Below are 17,203 nucleotides of genomic sequence, written 5' to 3'. Positions count from 1 at the left end.
CAACGGCGCACCTCCAATGGGCCGGGGCAGTGCGTGTGTCCGACCGGCCAGCAGAGGTTGCGGGCTTCTCGGCACTCGGGAGTCACATAGGTGCTCGGCGCCTGCTTCGCGGTCATGACTCGGCCTGGCTGTCGAGTGCGGTCGTGCCCGCCTCGATCACTTCGTCGAGCCGGATCGCATCGCACAGGGCGCCGGGGGAGGACATGGGGATGGCCCAGTAGCTCGCGTGGGTCCCGTCCGGCTCGTTGTCCCCGATGCGGGGCACGCCGAGGTAGTGGCCGAGGCCGAGGTGCCTGGCGTACGGGCCAAGGCTCGGGGGTGACGGTGACGGCGGGACCAGCGCGTAGAACCGGCGCCCGCGTGGGTCGTGGATGACGGGCCCGCGCAGGCACGCACGCAGGACCGCGGTCGCCCCCTGGCCGACAGCCATGGCGTACACCAGCTCCTCGGCCAGGCGGACGGCGGAGAACTGGCGCCCGAGCGCCAGTAGGGCGATGGGCCCGCCCTTCCACTGATTCCACGCCTCCTGGGGCCTGTTGAGGCTGCCTGCGAGCCAGCCGGAGATCGCTCTCTCTGCCTCGGTGAGGGGGTGGGCAAGGGGGGTTCCGAGGGTGCTCATGGGTGCCTCCGCAGTGGGCTGCTTCGAGCGGCAAGGATCTCGGGGAAGCGGCAGGCATCTCGATACCCGAGCGGTAATCTCACCGTGAGATGGATTGGTATCCCACCTGCGGATAGGGGAGGTGGAGGGTGGCCGGACTACCGACAGCGATCGAACTTCCCGGCTGGGCCTGGGAGACGGCCGAACTGCGGCAGGCGCTGCGTCGTCGGGACATGGGTGCGGTATTCCGGTGCGTACAGCAGTACTCAGGGGCCAGTCAGGCGAGGATCGGCGCGGCCATCGACATGGCGCAGGGGCGCGTGAACGAAATCATCAACGGCCGCCGCGAGGTGTCCCGCCTGGACGTGTACGAGCGGATCGCCGACGGCCTGGACATGCCCGACGACGCCCGCCACCTCCTCGGTCGGCGGCCAGCAGGGAGAGGCGTTCGGGCGGCGCGGCCTTTGACCTGGCCGCATTCCCTGAGGTCGTCCGCGTGTACGCCTCGCAGGCCTCAGCCAGTGAAGAGATCCGTCAACAAGCCGGCACTGCAAGGGAGTTGGATGTGCTGGCGGTTCGAGGACTCGGCCTGATCGGACTGAACGACTCGCTCCTGCGGGCTTGCCTTCCTCGCGAACAGGGTGGTCACGGCCTGCGGGTGCGCCTGTTGCTCCTCGACCCCGAGTCGGTCGCGATCGCCCAACGAGCGGCGGAGGTCGGGGAATCGGTCGAGTCCCTGGCGAGCGGGGTACGCCTGGCCGAGGCGAGGCTGCGGGAGCTTACAGGCACCTGCGATGTGCAGGTGTATCGGTACCGCATGCTTCCGACCTGGCGCGTCATCCGCACTGATACGACGATGTTCGTGGGTGCCTTCGACGCAGGCTGGGAAGGCCATGAGTCGGCGTGCTACAAGGTGATGGAGACGCCGCACGGACCGCTGTACCGCGGCTTCCGGCGCATGGTCGAGGCGATCATCGATGGAGCCGAGCGCACGGCGTGAAAGGGGATCGCTGGTGATCGAGGCCGAGTTGAAGGCGCGCGTCCATGCTCCCGAGGCGGTGCTGCGCCGTCTCGATGAGCGAGCCACCGGCCGGGCCGAGGTGTACCGCGACACCTACTACGACGACCGGGCGGGCGGCCTTGGGGAGAAGGACCAGGAGCTGCGGGTGCGAACTGTGCGCGGGGCGGACGGCATTCGCACCGTCCTGACGTTCAAGGCTGCCAAGGTCGATGAGGCGTCGGGGTCCAAGCCCGAGTACGAGACCCGCGTCAGTGATGCGGAGGCCGTGCACGCCATGCTCCGCCAGCTCGGCTATGTGCCGGTCATCGCGTTCGAGAAGCGGTGCAGGAACTACGACTTCAAGGCCTACGGCCGGCAGATGCTCGCCACCCTGGTCCGGGTCCCGGAGCTCGACGGCACGTTCATCGAGGTGGAGACCCTCGTTGACGAGACCGACGTGACGGCCGCACTGGACGACGTCCGCTCAGTCCTGGCGGACCTGGGGATCGGGGCCGACGACCTGACGACGGAGCTGTACACCGACGCGGTACGGGCTCGGCGCAGCCGCTGACCCGGATCATGGTGGAGAGCCCTCGCCAGCCCGAAGGGGGCTCTGTTGTGCGGAGTGCCCCGCACGTGGGACGACCCTCGGTACAGCCAGGTACTGGCGAGCTGGCGGCGTCTTCGGGTTGAAAGGCGTCCCGGAAGGTGCCCCCGTCGTTTCTGCCCGCACGGGTTCGGGGTGACCCTCACGGTCGATGCTCGGACAGGCAAGCCGTTCAACGTCGAGTGCGCGTCCTGCAACACGGCGGAAGGCTGAGCCAGTAACGCGGCACCCGCGAGCCGGGCTCAAGCCGTCAGCGCGGGGCTGCGAGGGCGGGTCTTCGCCTCGTCGTAGCGGGACAGCAGCAACCGCGCCAACTCCGGTGCCGCGCCCAGCACTTCCGCCAGGACGTCCGCCTCCGCCGCGCCCCGGGCGATCCGGTCCGGCAGGAAGCCGGGGGCGATGACGTACGGGGCGACGGCCACCCGGCGCACGCCCAGGGCTCGCAGTTCCCGTACGGCGTCTTCCGTGCGGGGCAGGGCCGCGGAGGCGAACGCAGGCCGCACGGCGCACCAACCGGTGTGCCGCAGCTCCCGCGCAATTTCAGCGATCACTGCGATCGCCTCCGGGTCGGTGGAGCCCGCCGAGGCCAGGACGACCCCGGTCGAGCGCTTGTCGGCGGGGGTGAGGCCCGCCTCGTACAGCCGCCGCTGCAAGGTGTCGAGCAGCAGGGGAGAGGGGCCGAGGACGTCGGCCAGGCGGATGTTCAGGCGGGCCGGGGCCCGGCCGAGGACCGCCGGGATGTCCGCCTTGGCGTGGAAGGCGCGGGTCAGGAGGAGAGGGAGGGACACTACGTCCCGTACGCCTTCCAGCGCGAGGCGGTCCAGGATCTGCGGGACCGACGGCGCGTTGAAGTCCAGGAATCCGAGCTCCACGCGCACCCCCGGTCGCAGCGACCGCACCCGCCGCACCAGGGCGTGGACGGTCGCGGCGTGCCGGGGGTCGCGGCTGCCGTGGGCTATGACGAGGAGGACCGGGCGGTGCACGGGCGGCTCAGCCCTTCACGAGCAGACCGCGGCCGCGCAGCACCCTGCGCTCCAGCGGGCTGAAGATCAGCAGGTCGATGGCGATGCCGACGAGCAGGATCAGGATGATCGCGAGAAAGATGCCGGGCATGTCCGAGTTGTTGCGGCCGTTCTCCAGCAACTGGCCGAGCCCGAGCCCGAGATCGGGCGAGGAGGCGATGATCTCGGCGGCCATCAGCGAACGCCAGGAGAACGCCCAGCCCTGCTTCAGGCCGGCGAGGTAGCCGGGCAGCGCGGCCGGCATCAGGATGTGCCAGGCGCCGCGCACCCCGGTCGCGCCCAGCGTGCGGCCCGCCCGCAGATACAGCGGCGGCACCTGGTCGACGCCGGAGACCAGGCCGTTGGCGATCGAGGGGACCGCGCCGAGCAGGATCACCGCGTACATCATCGAGTCGTTCAGGCCGAGCCAGAGCACGGCCGGCGGGACCCAGGCCACCGACGGCAGCGACTGGAGCCCGGACAGGATCGGACCGATCGCGGCCCGCACGAACTTGACCCGGGACACGAGCAGGCCGAGCGGCGTGCCGATGGCAAGGGCGAGCAGGAAGCCGAGCAGACCGCGCGAGACGCTGGTCCACACGACGTCGAGCAGGGTCCCCTGGAGCCACATGTCGGTCAGGCTCGACCACACGGCGGACGGCGCGGGCAGCTTGTAGGAGTCGGTGACCTTCGCCGAGACCAGGACCTGCCACACCACCAGGACCAGGGCGACCGCGGTCAGTGGCGGCAGCACCTTCTTGACCAGGACCTCGCGCACCGGGGTGCGGTGGGTCTGGACGGTTTCGAGCGCGTCGAGCCCCGCTTCGAGGCTGCCCAGGTCGGGGGAGTCCCTGACGTCAGTGGTCTCAGTGCTGGCCATGGCGGCGGATCTCCCCACGCAGTTGTTCAGTGATCTCGACGGAGAGCTCCGCCACTTCGGCGTCCTCGATGCGGCGCGGCTGGTCGATGTCGACCGTCCACTCGTGGGCCACCCGGCCGGGCCGCGAGGAGAGCAGCACCACGCGCTGGGCGAGCCGGACCGCCTCGCGCACGTTGTGCGTCACGAAGAGCACGGACAGGTTCGTCTCCCGCCAGATGCGGGTCAGCTCGTCGTGCAGGACGTCGCGGGTGATCGCGTCGAGCGCCGCGAACGGCTCGTCCATCAGGAGGAGTTGGGAGTCCTGGGCGATCGCGCGGGCCATCGCCACGCGCTGGCGCATGCCGCCGGACAGCTCGTGCACGCGCTTGCCGTACGCGCCCTGGAGGCGGACCAGGGCCAGGAGCTCCTCGGCCCGCTCGCGCCGGTCGTTCTTGGGCACCCCGCGCAGCCGCAGGGCGAGCTCGATGTTCTTGCCCGCGGTCAGCCACGGGAACAGGGCGTGCTCCTGGAACATCAGGGCGGGCCGCCCGCCGGGCGTCTCGATGGTGCCCGCGGTCGGCGCGTCCAGGCCCGCCACCAGGTTGAGGAGCGTCGACTTTCCGCAGCCGGAGGCGCCCAGGAGGGTGACGAACTCGCCCGGCGCGACATCGAGCGAGATGTCGTCGAGGACGAGCTGCGGTCCCGCGGGACCGTTGAAGGACTTCGAGACGTGCCCGATCCGGGCGGCGTACTCGTGCGCCGCCGCCGTGCGGTCCGTGGCCTTGGCGAGTGCGGTGGCCATGGTCGTCACCTCCTGGGAAACCTGTGAACCAGCTTGATACGGGGACTAGTTGACGCCGAGGCCGGCGTCGCCGACCTCGGGCCTGCCCAGGGACTTGAGGACCTTGTTGAGCGGGTCCAGGTCGTAGATGCCCTTGAGGTCGGGCTTCTTGAGGAGGCCGGCCTTCACCGCGTGGTCGGCCTGCGCCTGGAGGCTGGCCGCCAGCGGGTCGTCCAGGGTCTGGATGGACTTCCACGCCGGGTCGATGATGTCCGCCGGCAGCTCCTTGCCGGAGAGCTTCTTGAGCGCGGCGTTCGCCGAGGCCTTCGCCTGGTCGGGGTGGGTGACGATCCACTCGTTGGTCTTCACCGAGCCGCGCAGGACCGCCTCGACGACATCGGGGTGCTCCTTGAGGAACTTCTGCGACACGATGATGTTGGTGATCACGAACTGGTGGTCCGGCCACAGGTCGGACTCGTCCACGAGGACCTTGCCGCCCTCCTGCACCAGCTTGGACGCGGTCGGCTCGGGCACCCAAGCGCCGTCGATCGAGCCGGACTTGTACGCGTCCGGGGTGATCTTGTTGTCGGTGCGGACCACGTTGACGTCGCCCTTGCCGCTCTGCGCGTCGACCTTCCAGCCCTTGTCGGCCAGCCAGTTCAGGAACGCCACGTCCTGGGTGTTGCCGAGCTGCGGGGTCGCGATGTTCTTGCCCTTGAGCTCGTCCACCGACTTGATCTTGTTCGGGTTGACCACCAGCTTCACACCGCCGGAGGCCGAGCCGCCGATGATGCGCAGGCTCTGGCCCTTGGACTTGGTGAAGCCGTTGATGGCCGGCGAGGGGCCGATCCAGCCGATGTCGATCGAGCCCGCGTTGAGCGCCTCGATCTCGGAGGGCCCCGCGTTGAAGGTGGCCGTCTTGACGGCCGTGCCGCCCAGCTCCTTCTGGAACAGCCCCTCCTGGACGCCGATCAGCGGCGTGGCGTGGGTCAGGTTCGGGAAGTAGCCGATCTTCACGGAGTCGGCGGAGAGCTTCTTGCCGTCGGCGGCGGGCGCGGCCTTCCCGGCGTCGTCCTTGTTCGCGGAGGAGCCGTAGCCGCAGGCGGCGAGCGCCCCGAACAGCAGGGGCAGGGTGGCGGCGGCTGTCAGGCTGCGCCGCAAAGTGGAGCTGGCAGGCACGGGAGGGTGTCCTCTCGGAGGCCCGGTGCTTACGTCCGGCGGAGTCTCAACTCCGGGACGCGGCCGGGAAGTCGGCAGGTCTTCGGCGGTGCGGGCGGTGCTGGTGGTGCATCCGGGCGCGCGAGCGGTGCGCGTACGTCATCGCGCACATCGGGCGACCCCGCCCTGGCCGCTGCCGAGGGCGCCGCTGCCCACGCGGCCGCCCTCCTTCGCGAAGGTCGAGTACACGTCGTGACTGTGCATCAGGAGTCCCGGCATCAGAAGTCCCAACCCGCTTCGTCCGCAACGGTGTTGAGCACCTTGTGGGTGGCGAACGACTCGCCCGCCATGCCGGCCGCGAGCGTGGTGCCGTCCGCCGGGTCGATCAGCAGGAACGAGCCCGTGCGCCGCGAGTCGGCGTACGAGTCGAGCGCGAGCGGCTCGGCGGTGCGCACCAAGACCTGGCCGATGTCGTTGGCGACGAGCTGGCCCGGCTCGGGGTGCTGGGAGAGGTCGTCCAGGGTCAGCCGGGACGGGATCTCCTTGACGATCGCCTTGACCGTGCGGGTGGTGTGCTTGAGCAGCACCCGCTGACCCACCGTCAGGGGCTGGTCGGCCACGTGGCAGACGGTCGCCTCCACGTCCTGGGTGGTGGCGGGGGCGTCCCCGCTCGGCACGATCAGGTCGCCGCGCGAGATGTCGATGTCGTCCTCCAGGAGGAGGGTGACGGACTGCGGAGTCCAGGCGATGTCGACGGACTCGCCGAGCAGGTCGATCCCCACGATCCTGCTGGTGCGCCCGGAGGGAAGCACGGTCACCGGCTCGCCGACCCGGAACGTGCCGGCGGCGATCTGGCCCGCGTATCCGCGGTAGTCCGGGAGCTCGGCGGTCTGCGGCCGGATCACGTACTGCACGGGAAGGCGCGCGTGGCAGGAGGTCAGGTCGTGGCTGACCGGGACCGTCTCCAGGTGCTCCAGGACGGTGGGGCCGCCGTACCAGTCCATGTTGGCGCTGGGCTCCACCACGTTGTCCCCGGCAAGCGCCGAGATCGGGATGGCAGTGATCTCCGGGACGCCCAACTCGCTCGCGTACGCGGTGAATTCCTCGGCGATCTTCGCGAAGACCTTCTCCTCGTACGCCACCAGGTCCATCTTGTTGACGGCGAGGACGACGTGCGGGACGCGCAGGAGGGCGGCGACCGCGGCGTGCCGGCGGGTCTGCTCGATGACGCCGTTGCGGGCGTCGACCAGGACCACGGCGAGGTCGGCGGTGGAGGCGCCGGTCACCATGTTGCGGGTGTACTGCACGTGCCCGGGGGTGTCGGCCAGGATGAACCGGCGCCGCGGGGTCGCGAAGTAGCGGTAGGCCACGTCGATGGTGATGCCCTGCTCGCGCTCGGCCCGCAGGCCGTCGGTGAGCAGCGCCAGGTCGGGGGCCTCCTGACCGCGCTTGAGCGAGGCCGCCTCGACGGCTTCGAGCTGGTCGGTCAGGACCGACTTGGAGTCGTGCAGGAGCCGGCCCACCAGGGTGGACTTGCCGTCGTCGACGGACCCGGCGGTCGCGAAGCGCAACAGGGTGGTGGCCGACAGGTCGGCCAACTGCACTGCGTTGTCAACGGAGTTGGACATTCTAGAAGTACCCCTCGCGCTTGCGGTCTTCCATCGCGGCCTCGGACATCTTGTCGTCGGCGCGGGTGGCGCCCCGCTCGGTGAGCCTCGATGCGGCGATCTCGGTGATGACGGCGTCCAGCGTCGTCGCGTCGGAGTCGACGGCGCCGGTGCAGGACATGTCGCCGACCGTGCGGTAGCGCACCAGACGGGTCTCGACGCTCTCGTCGGCCTTGGGGCCGCCCCACTCGCCGGCGGTCAGCCACATCCCGGACCGCTTGAACACCTCGCGCTCGTGCGCGAAGTAGATCTGGGGCAGGTCGATGTCCTCGCGGGCGATGTACTGCCACACGTCCAGCTCGGTCCAGTTGGACAGCGGGAACACCCGGACGTGCTCACCGGGGGCGTGCCGGCCGTTGTAGAGCTGCCACAGCTCGGGGCGCTGGCGGCGCGGGTCCCACTGCGAGAACTCGTCGCGCAGCGAGAACACGCGCTCCTTGGCGCGGGCCTTCTCCTCGTCACGGCGGCCGCCGCCGAACACCGCGTCGAACCGGTGCTCCTGGATGGCCTCGGTCAGCGGGAGGGTCTGGAGCGGGTTGCGCGTCCCGTCCGGGCGCTCGCGCAGCTTGCCCGCGTCGATGTAGTCCTGCACCGAGGCGACGTGCAGGCGAAGGCCGTGCTCGGCCACTACCCGGTCGCGGTAGGCGAGAACCTCGGGGAAGTTGTGCCCGGTGTCGACGTGCAGCAGCGTGAAGGGAACGGCCGCCGGGGCGAACGCCTTCAGCGCCAGGTGCAGCATGACGATGGAGTCCTTGCCGCCGGAGAAAAGGATGACCGGCCGCTCGAACTCACCCGCCACCTCACGGAAGATGTGCACCGCCTCGGACTCCAGGGCGTCCAGGTGGCTGAGCGCGTAGGGGGTGTCGGTGCCCTCGCTCACGGTGATTGCCGACGTCATGCCAGGCCCCTCTCGGTGAGCAGCGCATGCAGCGCGGCCGCGGACTCGTGCACGGTCTGGGTGTGCGACTCGATCCGCAGATCCGGCGCCTCGGGCGCCTCGTACGGGTCGTCGACGCCGGTCAGGCCGCTGATCTCGCCCGCCGCCTGCTTGGCGTACAGACCCTTCACATCGCGTACGGAGCAGACCTCCACCGGCGTCGCGACGTGCACCTCCAGATAGGCGGTGCCCTCGCTCTGGTGGCGCTTGCGGACGGCCTCGCGGCTGTCGGCGTACGGGGCGATCACCGGGACGAGCGCCTTCACGCCGTTGGCGGCGAGCAGTTCGGCGACGAAGCCGATCCGCTGCACGTTGGTGTGCCGGTCCTCGCGGCTGAAGCCGAGGCCCGCCGAGAGGAACTCGCGGATCTCGTCGCCGTCGAGCACCTCGACGCGGTGGCCGCCCTCGCGCAGGCGGCCCGCGAGCTCGTACGCGATGGTGGTCTTGCCGGCGCTCGGCAGACCGGTCAGCCAGATGGTGGCTCCCGCCTCCGTCACGCTCATCGAAGTCTCCTGATCATTCTTCTGACGGTCCGTCATCCGTGCAGCCCGCACTCGGTCTTGTTGCGTCCGGCCCAGCGTCCGGCCCGCGCGTCCTCGCCCTCGGCGACCCGGCGGGTGCAGGGCGCGCAGCCGATCGAGGGGTAGCCGTCCATGAGGAGGAGGTTGGTGATCACACCGTGCTCCGCGACGTAGGCGTCCACGTCGTCCTGCGTCCAGCGGGCGATCGGCGACACCTTGACCTTCTGCCGCTTCTCGTCCCAGCCGACGACCGGGGTGTTGGCCCGGGTCAACGACTCGTCGCGGCGCAGCCCGGTGGCCCACGCGGAGTACGAACCCAGGCCCTGTTCAAGGGGCTTGATCTTGCGCAGGGCGCAGCACAGGTCGGGGACGCGGTCGTGCAGCTTCGGGCCGTACTCGGCGTCCTGCTCGGCGACGCTCTGGCGCGGGGTCAGCGTGATGACGTTGACGTCCATCACCTCGGCGACCGCGTCGCGGGTGCCGATGGTCTCGGGGAAGTGGTAGCCGGTGTCGAGGAACACCACGTCCACACCGGGCATCGCGCGCGAGGCGAGGTGGGCCACGACCGCGTCCTCCATGGAGGACGTGACGCAGAACCGCTTGCCGAAGGTGTCGGCCGCCCACCGCAGGATCTCCAGCGGGGAGGCCTCTTCGAGGTCCCGGCCCGCCTGCTCGGCGAGCGCCTTGAGGTCTTCGGCGGTGCGCTCGTCGGTCTGAGTGGCCGTCATATCGCTTCCCCTCCACGGTCGTTGTGCTGAACGCCGCGGGCGAGCAGCCCGAGGAACTTCAACTGGAAGGCCCGGTTGCACGCCGCGCATTCCCACGCGCCGTGTCCGGTTTCGTTGGGACGCAGGTCCTCGTCGCCGCAGTACGGGCAGTGGAAGGGGGCCGCACGCTCGCTCATGGCTGCTCCTCTCGCTGCCGTTCGCCGCCGCTCACGACAGTGCCTCTTCGCTCGCGCGGGCGGTCCAGGCGGCGAACCGCTCGCCCTCGGTGCGCTCCGCCTGGAAGCGCTTGAGGACGCGTTCGACGTAGTCGGGCAGCTCGGCCGAGGTGACCTTCAGACCGCGGACCTTGCGGCCGAAGCCGGCCTCCAGGCCGAGCGCGCCGCCCAGGTGCACCTGGAAGCCCTCGACCTGGTTGCCGTCGCCGTCCAGGACCAGCTGGCCCTTGAGGCCGATGTCGGCGACCTGGATGCGGGCGCAGGAGTTCGGGCAGCCGTTGATGTTGATGGTGATGGGCTCGTCGAACTCCGGGATGCGGCGCTCCAGTTCGTCGATGAGCGAGGCGCCGCGCGCCTTCGTCTCGACGATGGCCAGCTTGCAGAACTCGATGCCGGTGCAGGCCATGGTGCCGCGCCGGAACGGCGAGGCGTTGACCTTGAGGCCGAGCGCCTCCAGACCGGACACGAGCGAGTCCACGCGGTCCTCCGCGACGTCGAGCACGATCAGCTTCTGCTCGGCGGTGGTGCGAAGGCGGCCCGAGCCGTGCGTCTCGGCGAGCTCGGCGATCTTGCTCAGGGTGGCGCCGTCGACGCGTCCGACGCGGGACGCGAAGCCGACGTAGAAGCGGCCGTCGTTCTGGCGGTGCACCCCGAGGTGGTCGCGCCAGACGTCCCTGGGCTGCTCGGGCGCGGGGCCGTCGAGCAGCTCGCGCTTGAGGTACTCGTCCTGGAGGACCTGGCGGAACTTCTCCGGGCCCCAGTCGGCGACCAGGAACTTCAGGCGGGCGCGGGTGCGAAGGCGCCGGTAGCCGTAGTCGCGGAAGATCGAGATGACGCCCTCGAAGACGTCCGGCACCTCGTCCAGGGGCACCCAGGCGCCGAGCCGCACGCCGAGCTTGGGGTTGGTGGAGAGGCCGCCGCCGACCCACAGGTCGAAGCCCGGCCCGTGCTCGGGGTGCTCCACGCCGACGAACGCGATGTCGTTGATCTCGTGCGCGACGTCCAGCTGGGGGGAGCCCGAGACGGCCGACTTGAACTTGCGGGGCAGGTTGGAGAAGGCCGGGTTGCCGATGAAGCGGCGCTGGATCTCGTCGATGGCCGGGGTGCCGTCGATGATCTCGTCCGCGGCGATCCCGGCGACCGGCGAGCCGAGGATGACACGCGGGGTGTCGCCGCAGGCCTCGGTGGTGGACAGGCCGACCGCTTCGAGCCGGTTCCAGATCTCCGGGACGTCCTCGATGCGGATCCAGTGGTACTGGATGTTCTGCCGGTCGGTGAGGTCGGCGGTGCCGCGCGCGAACTCCTGCGAGATCTCGCCGATCACGCGCAGCTGCTCGGTGGTCAGCCGGCCGCCGTCGATGCGGACGCGCAGCATGAAGTACTCGTCGTCCAGCTCCTCCGGCTCCAGGATCGCGGTCTTGCCGCCGTCGATGCCCTGCCGGCGCTGGGTGTAGAGCCCCCACCAGCGCATCCGGCCGCGCAGGTCGTTGGGGTCGATCGAGTCGAAGCCGCGCTTGGAGTAGATCGTCTCAATGCGTGTCCGCACATTGAGACCGTCGTCGTCCTTCTTGAACTGCTCGTTCCCGTTGAGGGGCGTGAAATGGCCAACGGCCCACTGGCCTTCACCACGGTGGCGGCCCGGCTTGCGGCGGGGCGTCGCGGGGGCAGGGTTTTCTGGGGTGGCGGCCATGGCATATGTCCTTCGGGACTGCAGGTGGGCGGCTCTGACCTGCACACTCGCGCTTCGGCGCGGCGGTGCGCAGTCAGGACAAAGAGGAAAGAGATCGCGGCGTTGCTGGAGGCGTCAGCGTGCCGGACAGATGGCGCTGGACATGCGGCCGAGGTCGACGTGCCGCCGACTCACCAAGGCAATTCCAGTTCCAGACATGACGGAAGCGTGTCACGGGACTTTAGACCCAGTCCACCACTATCCATAATGTGGACATTGGTGTCCCGAATGGTGGGACGCTGTGTCCCGGGTCACGGGCGGACGCGGCGGTTCCCCCGCCGGGAAACCGTCCGAAGCCACCTGAAGCTGCCCGAGGGCCGTTCGCCCGCCCCTCAGAACGCCCCCGGCCAGGGCCCCGGCGCGGCGACGTCCTCGGCCTGCTCCTCCTTGGTCTCGAAGAGCTTGAAGCCGCGGCGCAGATAGTTGTCCATGGCGTGCTCCCCGTCCAGCGAGCAGGTGTGCAGCCGCACCCGCTCGGTGGCGGGCAGTTCCGGCCAGCGTTCGGCCAGGTCCCAGGCCCGCCGGATCCCGTACGACAGGAGGTGGCCGCCGATCCGCCGGCCGCGGAAGGCGGGGATCAGACCGAAGTAGACGATCTCGACCGAGCCGCCGGGCTGGGCCTCCAGCTCCACGTAGCCCGCGGGGGTGCCCCGGTCGTAGGCCACCCAGGTCTCCGTGCCCGGCCCGGCGAGCGCCCGCTCCCACTCGGCGTACGACATGCCCAGGCGGTCGATCCACTTGATGTCGCCGCCGACCGCCGTATAGAGGAAGCGGCTGAACTCCGGCGAGGGGACCTCGGCGCGCACGATCGTGACGTCGCCGGACGGCTCGGCGGCCGGGCGCAGATCGGCGAGGGAGGTCTGCTCAAGGGACCAGGTGGTCACGGTGATACTCATGCGGCTCAGGCAATCATGCGGCGCGCGATGCTTCCAACGCAGGTCAGGGGTGGCGGCCCCGGGCCAGTCTCACCGCTGGGGACGAGGAGTGGGGGAGCAGGTCCGCCGGGCGGTCCGGCCCGACCACCTCCACCCGCACGTCCTCGCTGAAGCGGTACGGGCGGTGCGCGAGCACCTCCGCGAGGTGGCGGCGCAGCCGTGACATCTCGGCCCGTACGGTCACCGTGCGCGTCGGGTCCTCGAAGATGTCCTGCGCGAGCTGGGCCGCGCTGCGGCCCTCCCGGTTCTGCGCCAGGACGAACAGCAGCTCCGCGTGGCGGGGGCTGAGCTCCTGCGTCCAGCTGCCCGCGTCGCCCGAGACGGTCACCGAGCAGCGCCGCGGCCGGCTGAGGTCGAGCACGACCCGCCGGGCCGTCGAGGGGCCCGCGCCGCCGCCCTCTCCGTCGACCTGGACGAGCCGGCCGCCGGGCAGCGGCTCGACCGTGCACATGCCGAGCGAGGGCAGCCACACCCGGCCCGAGCGCGGCGCCTTCGGCAGCGCGAGCCGGTCGGTGGGCGGCATGCCGGTGACCGCCGCCACCCAGCCGTTGTCGTCGACGGCAAGGGCCCGCCCGCCGATCCGGCAGAGCACCGGCGCGGCCACCGTACGCAGCCGCTCAAGCGCGGCGAAGTGCCGGTTGCGCAACTCCGCCGCGGCGAGCCGGGTCACCGACGTCACGAAGGACAGCGTGGCCGGGTGCATCGTGCTGAGCGGCCCGCTGATGTCGACGACGCCGAGCAGCCGCCCGTCGCGCGGGTCGACGATGGGCGCGCCCGCGCAGGTCCAGGTGTGGTGGGCGGACACGAAGTGCTCGGCCGAGAACACCTGCACCGGTCGGCCGGTGACGAGCGGGGTGCCCACCCCGTTGGTGCCGGCGGCCGTCTCGCTCCAGTCGGCGCCGACCTCGAAGCCCAGGGTGTCGGCGAGCTTCAGGACGGAGGGGTGCCCCTCGCGCCACAGCAGCCGCCCCTCGGCGTCCGAGACCACCATGATGTGCTGTGCGGCGTCCGCCACCGACACCAGGGCGTCCCGCAGCACCGGAAGGACCTCGGTCAACCGCGAGTGCCGCCTGCGCCGTTCGACCTCGGCGAGCGGAAGCAGCCCGGCACGGTTCTCCCCGTCCGGGTCGAGCCCGCTGCTGAGCATCCGCCGCCAGGACTCCCCGATGTCCGTACGCGGCACGACCTTGGTGCGCCGGCCCTCAAGGGCGGCCGCCCGCATGCTCTTCAGGAGCCGGGTCGCCTCCCGGGAGTCCATCGCGGCCAGCCGGGCCACGTCGAGCGTGTTGGTCTCCACGGAATCCTCCTGCTGTCGACACCGGCGTCCGTCACGTACTGAGCCCCGCGTGTCCTGAATTCATCCTGCCCGTCCGGGAGTTGGCGCGGGGCGATATGCCGCACATGGTTGCAACCCTTTGCAACGCTCGCGAACGGCCGTGCGCGTGTACGAAGGTGGGAGAGCACCGGAAGTCCGGTCGTCATGCTCCCTCCACGGACGCATGAGCGCGGGGGTGGTGCCGTGTCGGCGCAGCACCACCCCTGACGGACCTTTTCGGCCGCGGCGGCCCTCCGCTCACACCTCGGCGCGGGCCCGCTCCACCACCGACGCCAGATCCAGCGAGTGCGGCAGCGTCCCGAACGCCGCCCCCCAGTCGCCGCCGAGCCGCGACGCGCAGAACGCGTCCGCGACCTGTGCCGGCGCCCAGCGCACGAGCAGCGAACCCTGGAGCACCAGCGCCATCCGCTCCACAAGCCGCCGCGCCCGCGCCTCGATGCCGTCCAGGTCGGAGAGTTCGGTCAGCAGGTCCTTGATCGCCGCGTCGAGGCGGTGGTCCGCGCCGCGTGCCTTGCCGACCTCCTGGAGGAACGCGTTGATCGCCTGCGGCTCGCGCTGGAGCGCCCGCAGGACGTCCAGGGCCTGGACGTTGCCCGAGCCCTCCCAGATCGAGTTCAGCGGAGCCTCCCGCAGCAGCCGCGGCATCCCGGACTCCTCGACGTACCCGTTGCCGCCGAGGCATTCGAGCGCCTCGCCCGCCACCGGCGTGCACCGCTTGGTGACCCAGTACTTGGCGGCCGGCACCGCGAGCCGCAAAAACGCCCGCTCCTCCTCCGTATCGGCGTCGTAGGCGGCCGCGAGACGCAGCGCCAGCGTGGTGGCCGCCTCCGACTCCAGGGCCAGATCGGCGAGCACGTTGCGCATCAGCGGCTTCTCGACGAGCAACCCACCGAACGCACTTCGGTACGAGGCGTGGTGGACGGCCTGCGCCACGGCCTGCCGCATGATCGCCGCCGAGCCGATCACACAGTCGAGCCGGGTCGCCGCCACCATCTCGATGATGGTGCGCACCCCGCGCCCCTCCTCACCGACCCGGCGCGCCCACGTTCCGTCGAACTCGACCTCGCTCGACGCGTTCGACCTGTTGCCCAGCTTGTCCTTGAGCCGCTGGATCGCGAACGTGTTGCGCGTGCCGTCGGCGAGAACCCGCGGCACCAGGAAGCACGTCAGGCTGTCCTTTTTGGAGGGGGATGCCTGGGCAAGGACCAGGAACCCGTCGCTCATCGGCGCCGAACAGAACCACTTGTGCCCGGTCAGGACGTACTCGCCGTCGGCGGAAAGCGGCACCGCGGACGTCGTGTTCGCCCGGACGTCGCTGCCGCCCTGCTTCTCCGTCATGCCCATCCCGAAGAGCACCCCGCCCTTCTCGGCGGCGGGCCGCAGCCCCTCCTCGTACACGTGCGAGGTGAGCCGCGGCTCCCACTCGGCGGCGAGCGCCGGGTCGGTGCGCAGCGCGGGCACCGCCGCGTGCGTCATCGAGACCGGGCATCCGTGCCCGCCCTCGGCCTGCGTCCACACCAGGAAGCCGGCGGCCCGCCGCACGTGCCCGGCGGGCCGCCCCCAGGCGTCGGTGAGCCCGGCGGACACCGCCTTGCCGAGCAGCCGGTGCCAGCTGGGATGGAACTCGACCTCGTCGATGCGGTTGCCGTACCGGTCGTGGGTGCGCAGCTTCGGCGGATTCTCGTTCGCCAGCACACCCCACTCCTGGGCCTGGGCCGATCCCGCGGTCCGTCCGAGGCCCGCGAGCTCCTCTCGTACCTCGTCGACGAGTTCCGGCGCGGTGTGCCGCTCGACCGCCTCGGACAGGGCCCGGTCGGCGGTGAAGACGTCGTACCCCACCAGGGGCGGAGCCTGGTTGGTCACTGTGTGGGTGGTGGCTGCCATGCCGATACGGTAAGGACGTGCAGCCAGCAAATGAAACACCCGAGCGGACATCCGGCCGCCTTCATCGGGCCCGCGTCCTCTACCGCAACGTCTCGAAGCGGAAACTGGGCTGGCTGCTCCTCAAGGACACCGTCAACTCCTGCGTCGAGTACCGCATCCTGGGCCTGGCCGCCGAGGCCGCGTTCTTCACGCTCCTCTCGCTGCCTCCGCTGCTGCTCAGTGTCATCGCGCTGCTCGGCTACGTGGACGGCTGGACCAGCACCCACACCGTCGCCAGCATCGAGCAGAACATCCTGAACGCGGCCGGAACCGTACTGTCCGACCGGGGTGTGCACGAGTTCGCCCAGCCGCTCCTCGAAGACGTCACCAAGGGCAAACGCCCGGACATCGTCTCCATCGGCTTCGCCATCGCCCTGTGGTCGGGCTCGCGCGCGGTCAACGTCTTCATCGACACCATCACCGTGATGTACGGGCTCGACGGGCACCGCGGCATCGTCAAGACCCGGCTGCTCTCGCTGCTCCTGTACATCGTCGCGCTCCTGATCGGCGCGGTCGTGCTGCCGCTCGCGGTGGTCGGCCCGGACCGGGTGGTGGAGCTGATCCCCTGGGGCACGAACGTGATCAGCTTCCTGTACTGGCCGACGATGATCCTGTTGTCCATCGCGTTCCTGACCACCCTCTTCCACGTCTCGGTGCCGGTCCGCTCGCCGTGGATCGAGGACGTGCCGGGCGCCCTGGTGGCCCTCGCGATGTGGGTGCTCGGCTCGTTCCTGCTGCGGATCTACCTGACCAGCACGGTCGAGGGCCCCACCATCTACGGCTCGCTCGCGGCGCCCATCGCGGTGCTGCTGTGGATCGGCATCTCGGCGTTCGCGGTGCTTGTCGGCGCGGCCGTCAACGCGGCCATCGACCGGGTCTGGCCGTCGGTGGCGACGGCCGCCGCCCGCGCGTCCAGCGACCGGGTGCGCACCGCACAGGCCGCCCAGCTCGTGGCCCGGGCACAGCCGGTCCAGCCGATGCTCTTCGACGACGGCGACGACGACGGCGACGAGGCGGGCGACCCCGGGATGCCCTCCGAGTTCCCCGAGCGCTGGTCGAAGTTCCTGCCGCCGGACGACGTGAAGTCCCGCCTGCACACCACGAAGAAGCCCGAGGACAAGCCCCAGGAGAAGCCCCCACGCGACCACGAGAAGTCCCCGCGCGACCACGACTGACGGGCCCACCGCCGGGAGGCCGGACTACCCTCG

Annotated in this window: 19 protein-coding genes; 4 read left to right on the top strand and 15 right to left on the bottom strand. The window is 70.6% G+C overall.

Annotated elements, in window-relative coordinates:
• Positions 1-112: 112 nt before the first annotated feature.
• Positions 113-619, bottom strand: coding sequence for a hypothetical protein (locus tag OHA17_RS09545; RefSeq protein ID WP_406505811.1), 507 nt, complete (start codon positions 617-619; stop codon positions 113-115).
• Positions 620-831: 212 nt separating this feature from the next.
• Here OHA17_RS09545 and OHA17_RS09540 point away from each other — a divergent pair, with 212 nt between their 5' ends.
• The 3 genes from OHA17_RS09540 to cyaB are packed head-to-tail and all read left to right on the top strand — an operon-like array spanning position 832 to position 2,169.
• Entirely contained in the window at positions 832-1,191 is a 360-nt protein-coding gene (locus OHA17_RS09540) for a helix-turn-helix domain-containing protein (RefSeq protein ID WP_406510675.1), read from the top strand.
• Positions 1,095-1,598 (top strand): hypothetical protein, encoded by a 504-nt coding sequence (locus tag OHA17_RS09535; RefSeq protein WP_406510947.1) that lies wholly within the window; start codon positions 1,095-1,097, stop codon positions 1,596-1,598. Before OHA17_RS09540 ends, OHA17_RS09535 begins: the two co-directional genes overlap by 97 nt.
• 13 nt (positions 1,599-1,611) lie before the next feature.
• Positions 1,612-2,169 carry a class IV adenylate cyclase gene (gene cyaB, locus OHA17_RS09530; RefSeq protein WP_406505809.1) on the top strand — a complete coding sequence of 186 codons (558 nt, stop codon included), beginning with the start codon at positions 1,612-1,614 and terminating at the stop codon, positions 2,167-2,169.
• Between the two features lie 278 nt (positions 2,170-2,447).
• Here cyaB and OHA17_RS09525 read toward each other — a convergent pair whose 3' ends face one another.
• From OHA17_RS09525 to OHA17_RS09460, 14 genes are all read right to left on the bottom strand, one after another.
• The gene (locus tag OHA17_RS09525) at positions 2,448-3,188 is read right to left on the bottom strand and encodes a sirohydrochlorin chelatase (protein WP_406505807.1); all 741 of its coding nucleotides are present in this window, start codon (positions 3,186-3,188) and stop codon (positions 2,448-2,450) included.
• A gap of 7 nt (positions 3,189-3,195) precedes the next feature.
• Entirely contained in the window at positions 3,196-4,086 is an 891-nt protein-coding gene (locus OHA17_RS09520; RefSeq protein ID WP_406505805.1) for an ABC transporter permease, read from the bottom strand.
• Positions 4,073-4,867, bottom strand: a complete 795-nt coding sequence (locus tag OHA17_RS09515) for an ABC transporter ATP-binding protein (protein WP_053726031.1) — start codon at positions 4,865-4,867, stop codon at positions 4,073-4,075. The genes OHA17_RS09520 and OHA17_RS09515 overlap by 14 nt, the downstream gene beginning before the upstream one ends.
• Before the next feature lie 45 nt (positions 4,868-4,912).
• Positions 4,913-6,025 (bottom strand): aliphatic sulfonate ABC transporter substrate-binding protein, encoded by a 1,113-nt coding sequence (locus OHA17_RS09510; protein ID WP_406505802.1) that lies wholly within the window; start codon positions 6,023-6,025, stop codon positions 4,913-4,915.
• Positions 6,026-6,282: 257 nt separating this feature from the next.
• Positions 6,283-7,632 (bottom strand): sulfate adenylyltransferase subunit 1, encoded by a 1,350-nt coding sequence (locus OHA17_RS09505; RefSeq protein ID WP_406505800.1) that lies wholly within the window; start codon positions 7,630-7,632, stop codon positions 6,283-6,285.
• A 1-nt stretch (position 7,633) separates the two neighbouring features.
• Positions 7,634-8,569 (bottom strand): sulfate adenylyltransferase subunit CysD, encoded by a 936-nt coding sequence (cysD, locus tag OHA17_RS09500; protein ID WP_053726034.1) that lies wholly within the window; start codon positions 8,567-8,569, stop codon positions 7,634-7,636.
• Positions 8,566-9,111, bottom strand: a complete 546-nt coding sequence (gene cysC / locus OHA17_RS09495) for an adenylyl-sulfate kinase (RefSeq protein ID WP_406505798.1) — start codon at positions 9,109-9,111, stop codon at positions 8,566-8,568. The genes cysD and cysC overlap by 4 nt, the downstream gene beginning before the upstream one ends.
• A gap of 32 nt (positions 9,112-9,143) precedes the next feature.
• Entirely contained in the window at positions 9,144-9,857 is a 714-nt protein-coding gene (locus OHA17_RS09490) for a phosphoadenylyl-sulfate reductase (protein WP_406505796.1), read from the bottom strand.
• Positions 9,854-10,033 carry a hypothetical protein gene (locus OHA17_RS09485; RefSeq protein ID WP_406505794.1) on the bottom strand — a complete coding sequence of 60 codons (180 nt, stop codon included), beginning with the start codon at positions 10,031-10,033 and terminating at the stop codon, positions 9,854-9,856. Before OHA17_RS09485 ends, OHA17_RS09490 begins: the two co-directional genes overlap by 4 nt.
• Before the next feature lie 31 nt (positions 10,034-10,064).
• On the bottom strand, positions 10,065-11,762 hold the full coding sequence (locus OHA17_RS09480; RefSeq protein WP_406505792.1) for a nitrite/sulfite reductase: 1,698 nt from the start codon (positions 11,760-11,762) through the stop codon (positions 10,065-10,067).
• A 114-nt stretch (positions 11,763-11,876) separates the two neighbouring features.
• Entirely contained in the window at positions 11,877-11,960 is an 84-nt protein-coding gene (locus OHA17_RS09475) for a putative leader peptide (RefSeq protein WP_310591794.1), read from the bottom strand.
• A gap of 173 nt (positions 11,961-12,133) precedes the next feature.
• The gene (locus OHA17_RS09470) at positions 12,134-12,697 is read right to left on the bottom strand and encodes a GNAT family N-acetyltransferase (RefSeq protein WP_406505790.1); all 564 of its coding nucleotides are present in this window, start codon (positions 12,695-12,697) and stop codon (positions 12,134-12,136) included.
• Positions 12,698-12,740: 43 nt separating this feature from the next.
• A complete protein-coding gene (locus OHA17_RS09465; protein WP_406505788.1) occupies positions 12,741-14,033 on the bottom strand; it encodes a GAF domain-containing protein in 1,293 nt (430 codons plus the stop codon).
• Between the two features lie 276 nt (positions 14,034-14,309).
• Entirely contained in the window at positions 14,310-15,956 is a 1,647-nt protein-coding gene (locus tag OHA17_RS09460; protein ID WP_406505786.1) for an acyl-CoA dehydrogenase family protein, read from the bottom strand.
• A 17-nt stretch (positions 15,957-15,973) separates the two neighbouring features.
• Here OHA17_RS09460 and OHA17_RS09455 point away from each other — a divergent pair, with 17 nt between their 5' ends.
• On the top strand, positions 15,974-17,170 hold the full coding sequence (locus tag OHA17_RS09455) for a YihY/virulence factor BrkB family protein (protein ID WP_406505784.1): 1,197 nt from the start codon (positions 15,974-15,976) through the stop codon (positions 17,168-17,170).
• The last annotated feature ends 33 nt before the right edge of the window (positions 17,171-17,203 follow it).

Origin of the sequence: Streptomyces sp. NBC_00212 (assembly GCF_045206365.1) — a bacterium.
Taxonomy (GTDB): Bacteria; Actinomycetota; Actinomycetes; order Streptomycetales; family Streptomycetaceae; genus Streptomyces.
The sequence above is the reverse complement of the archived record's forward strand: the minus strand, read 5'-3'. Positions and strand labels throughout refer to the sequence as shown.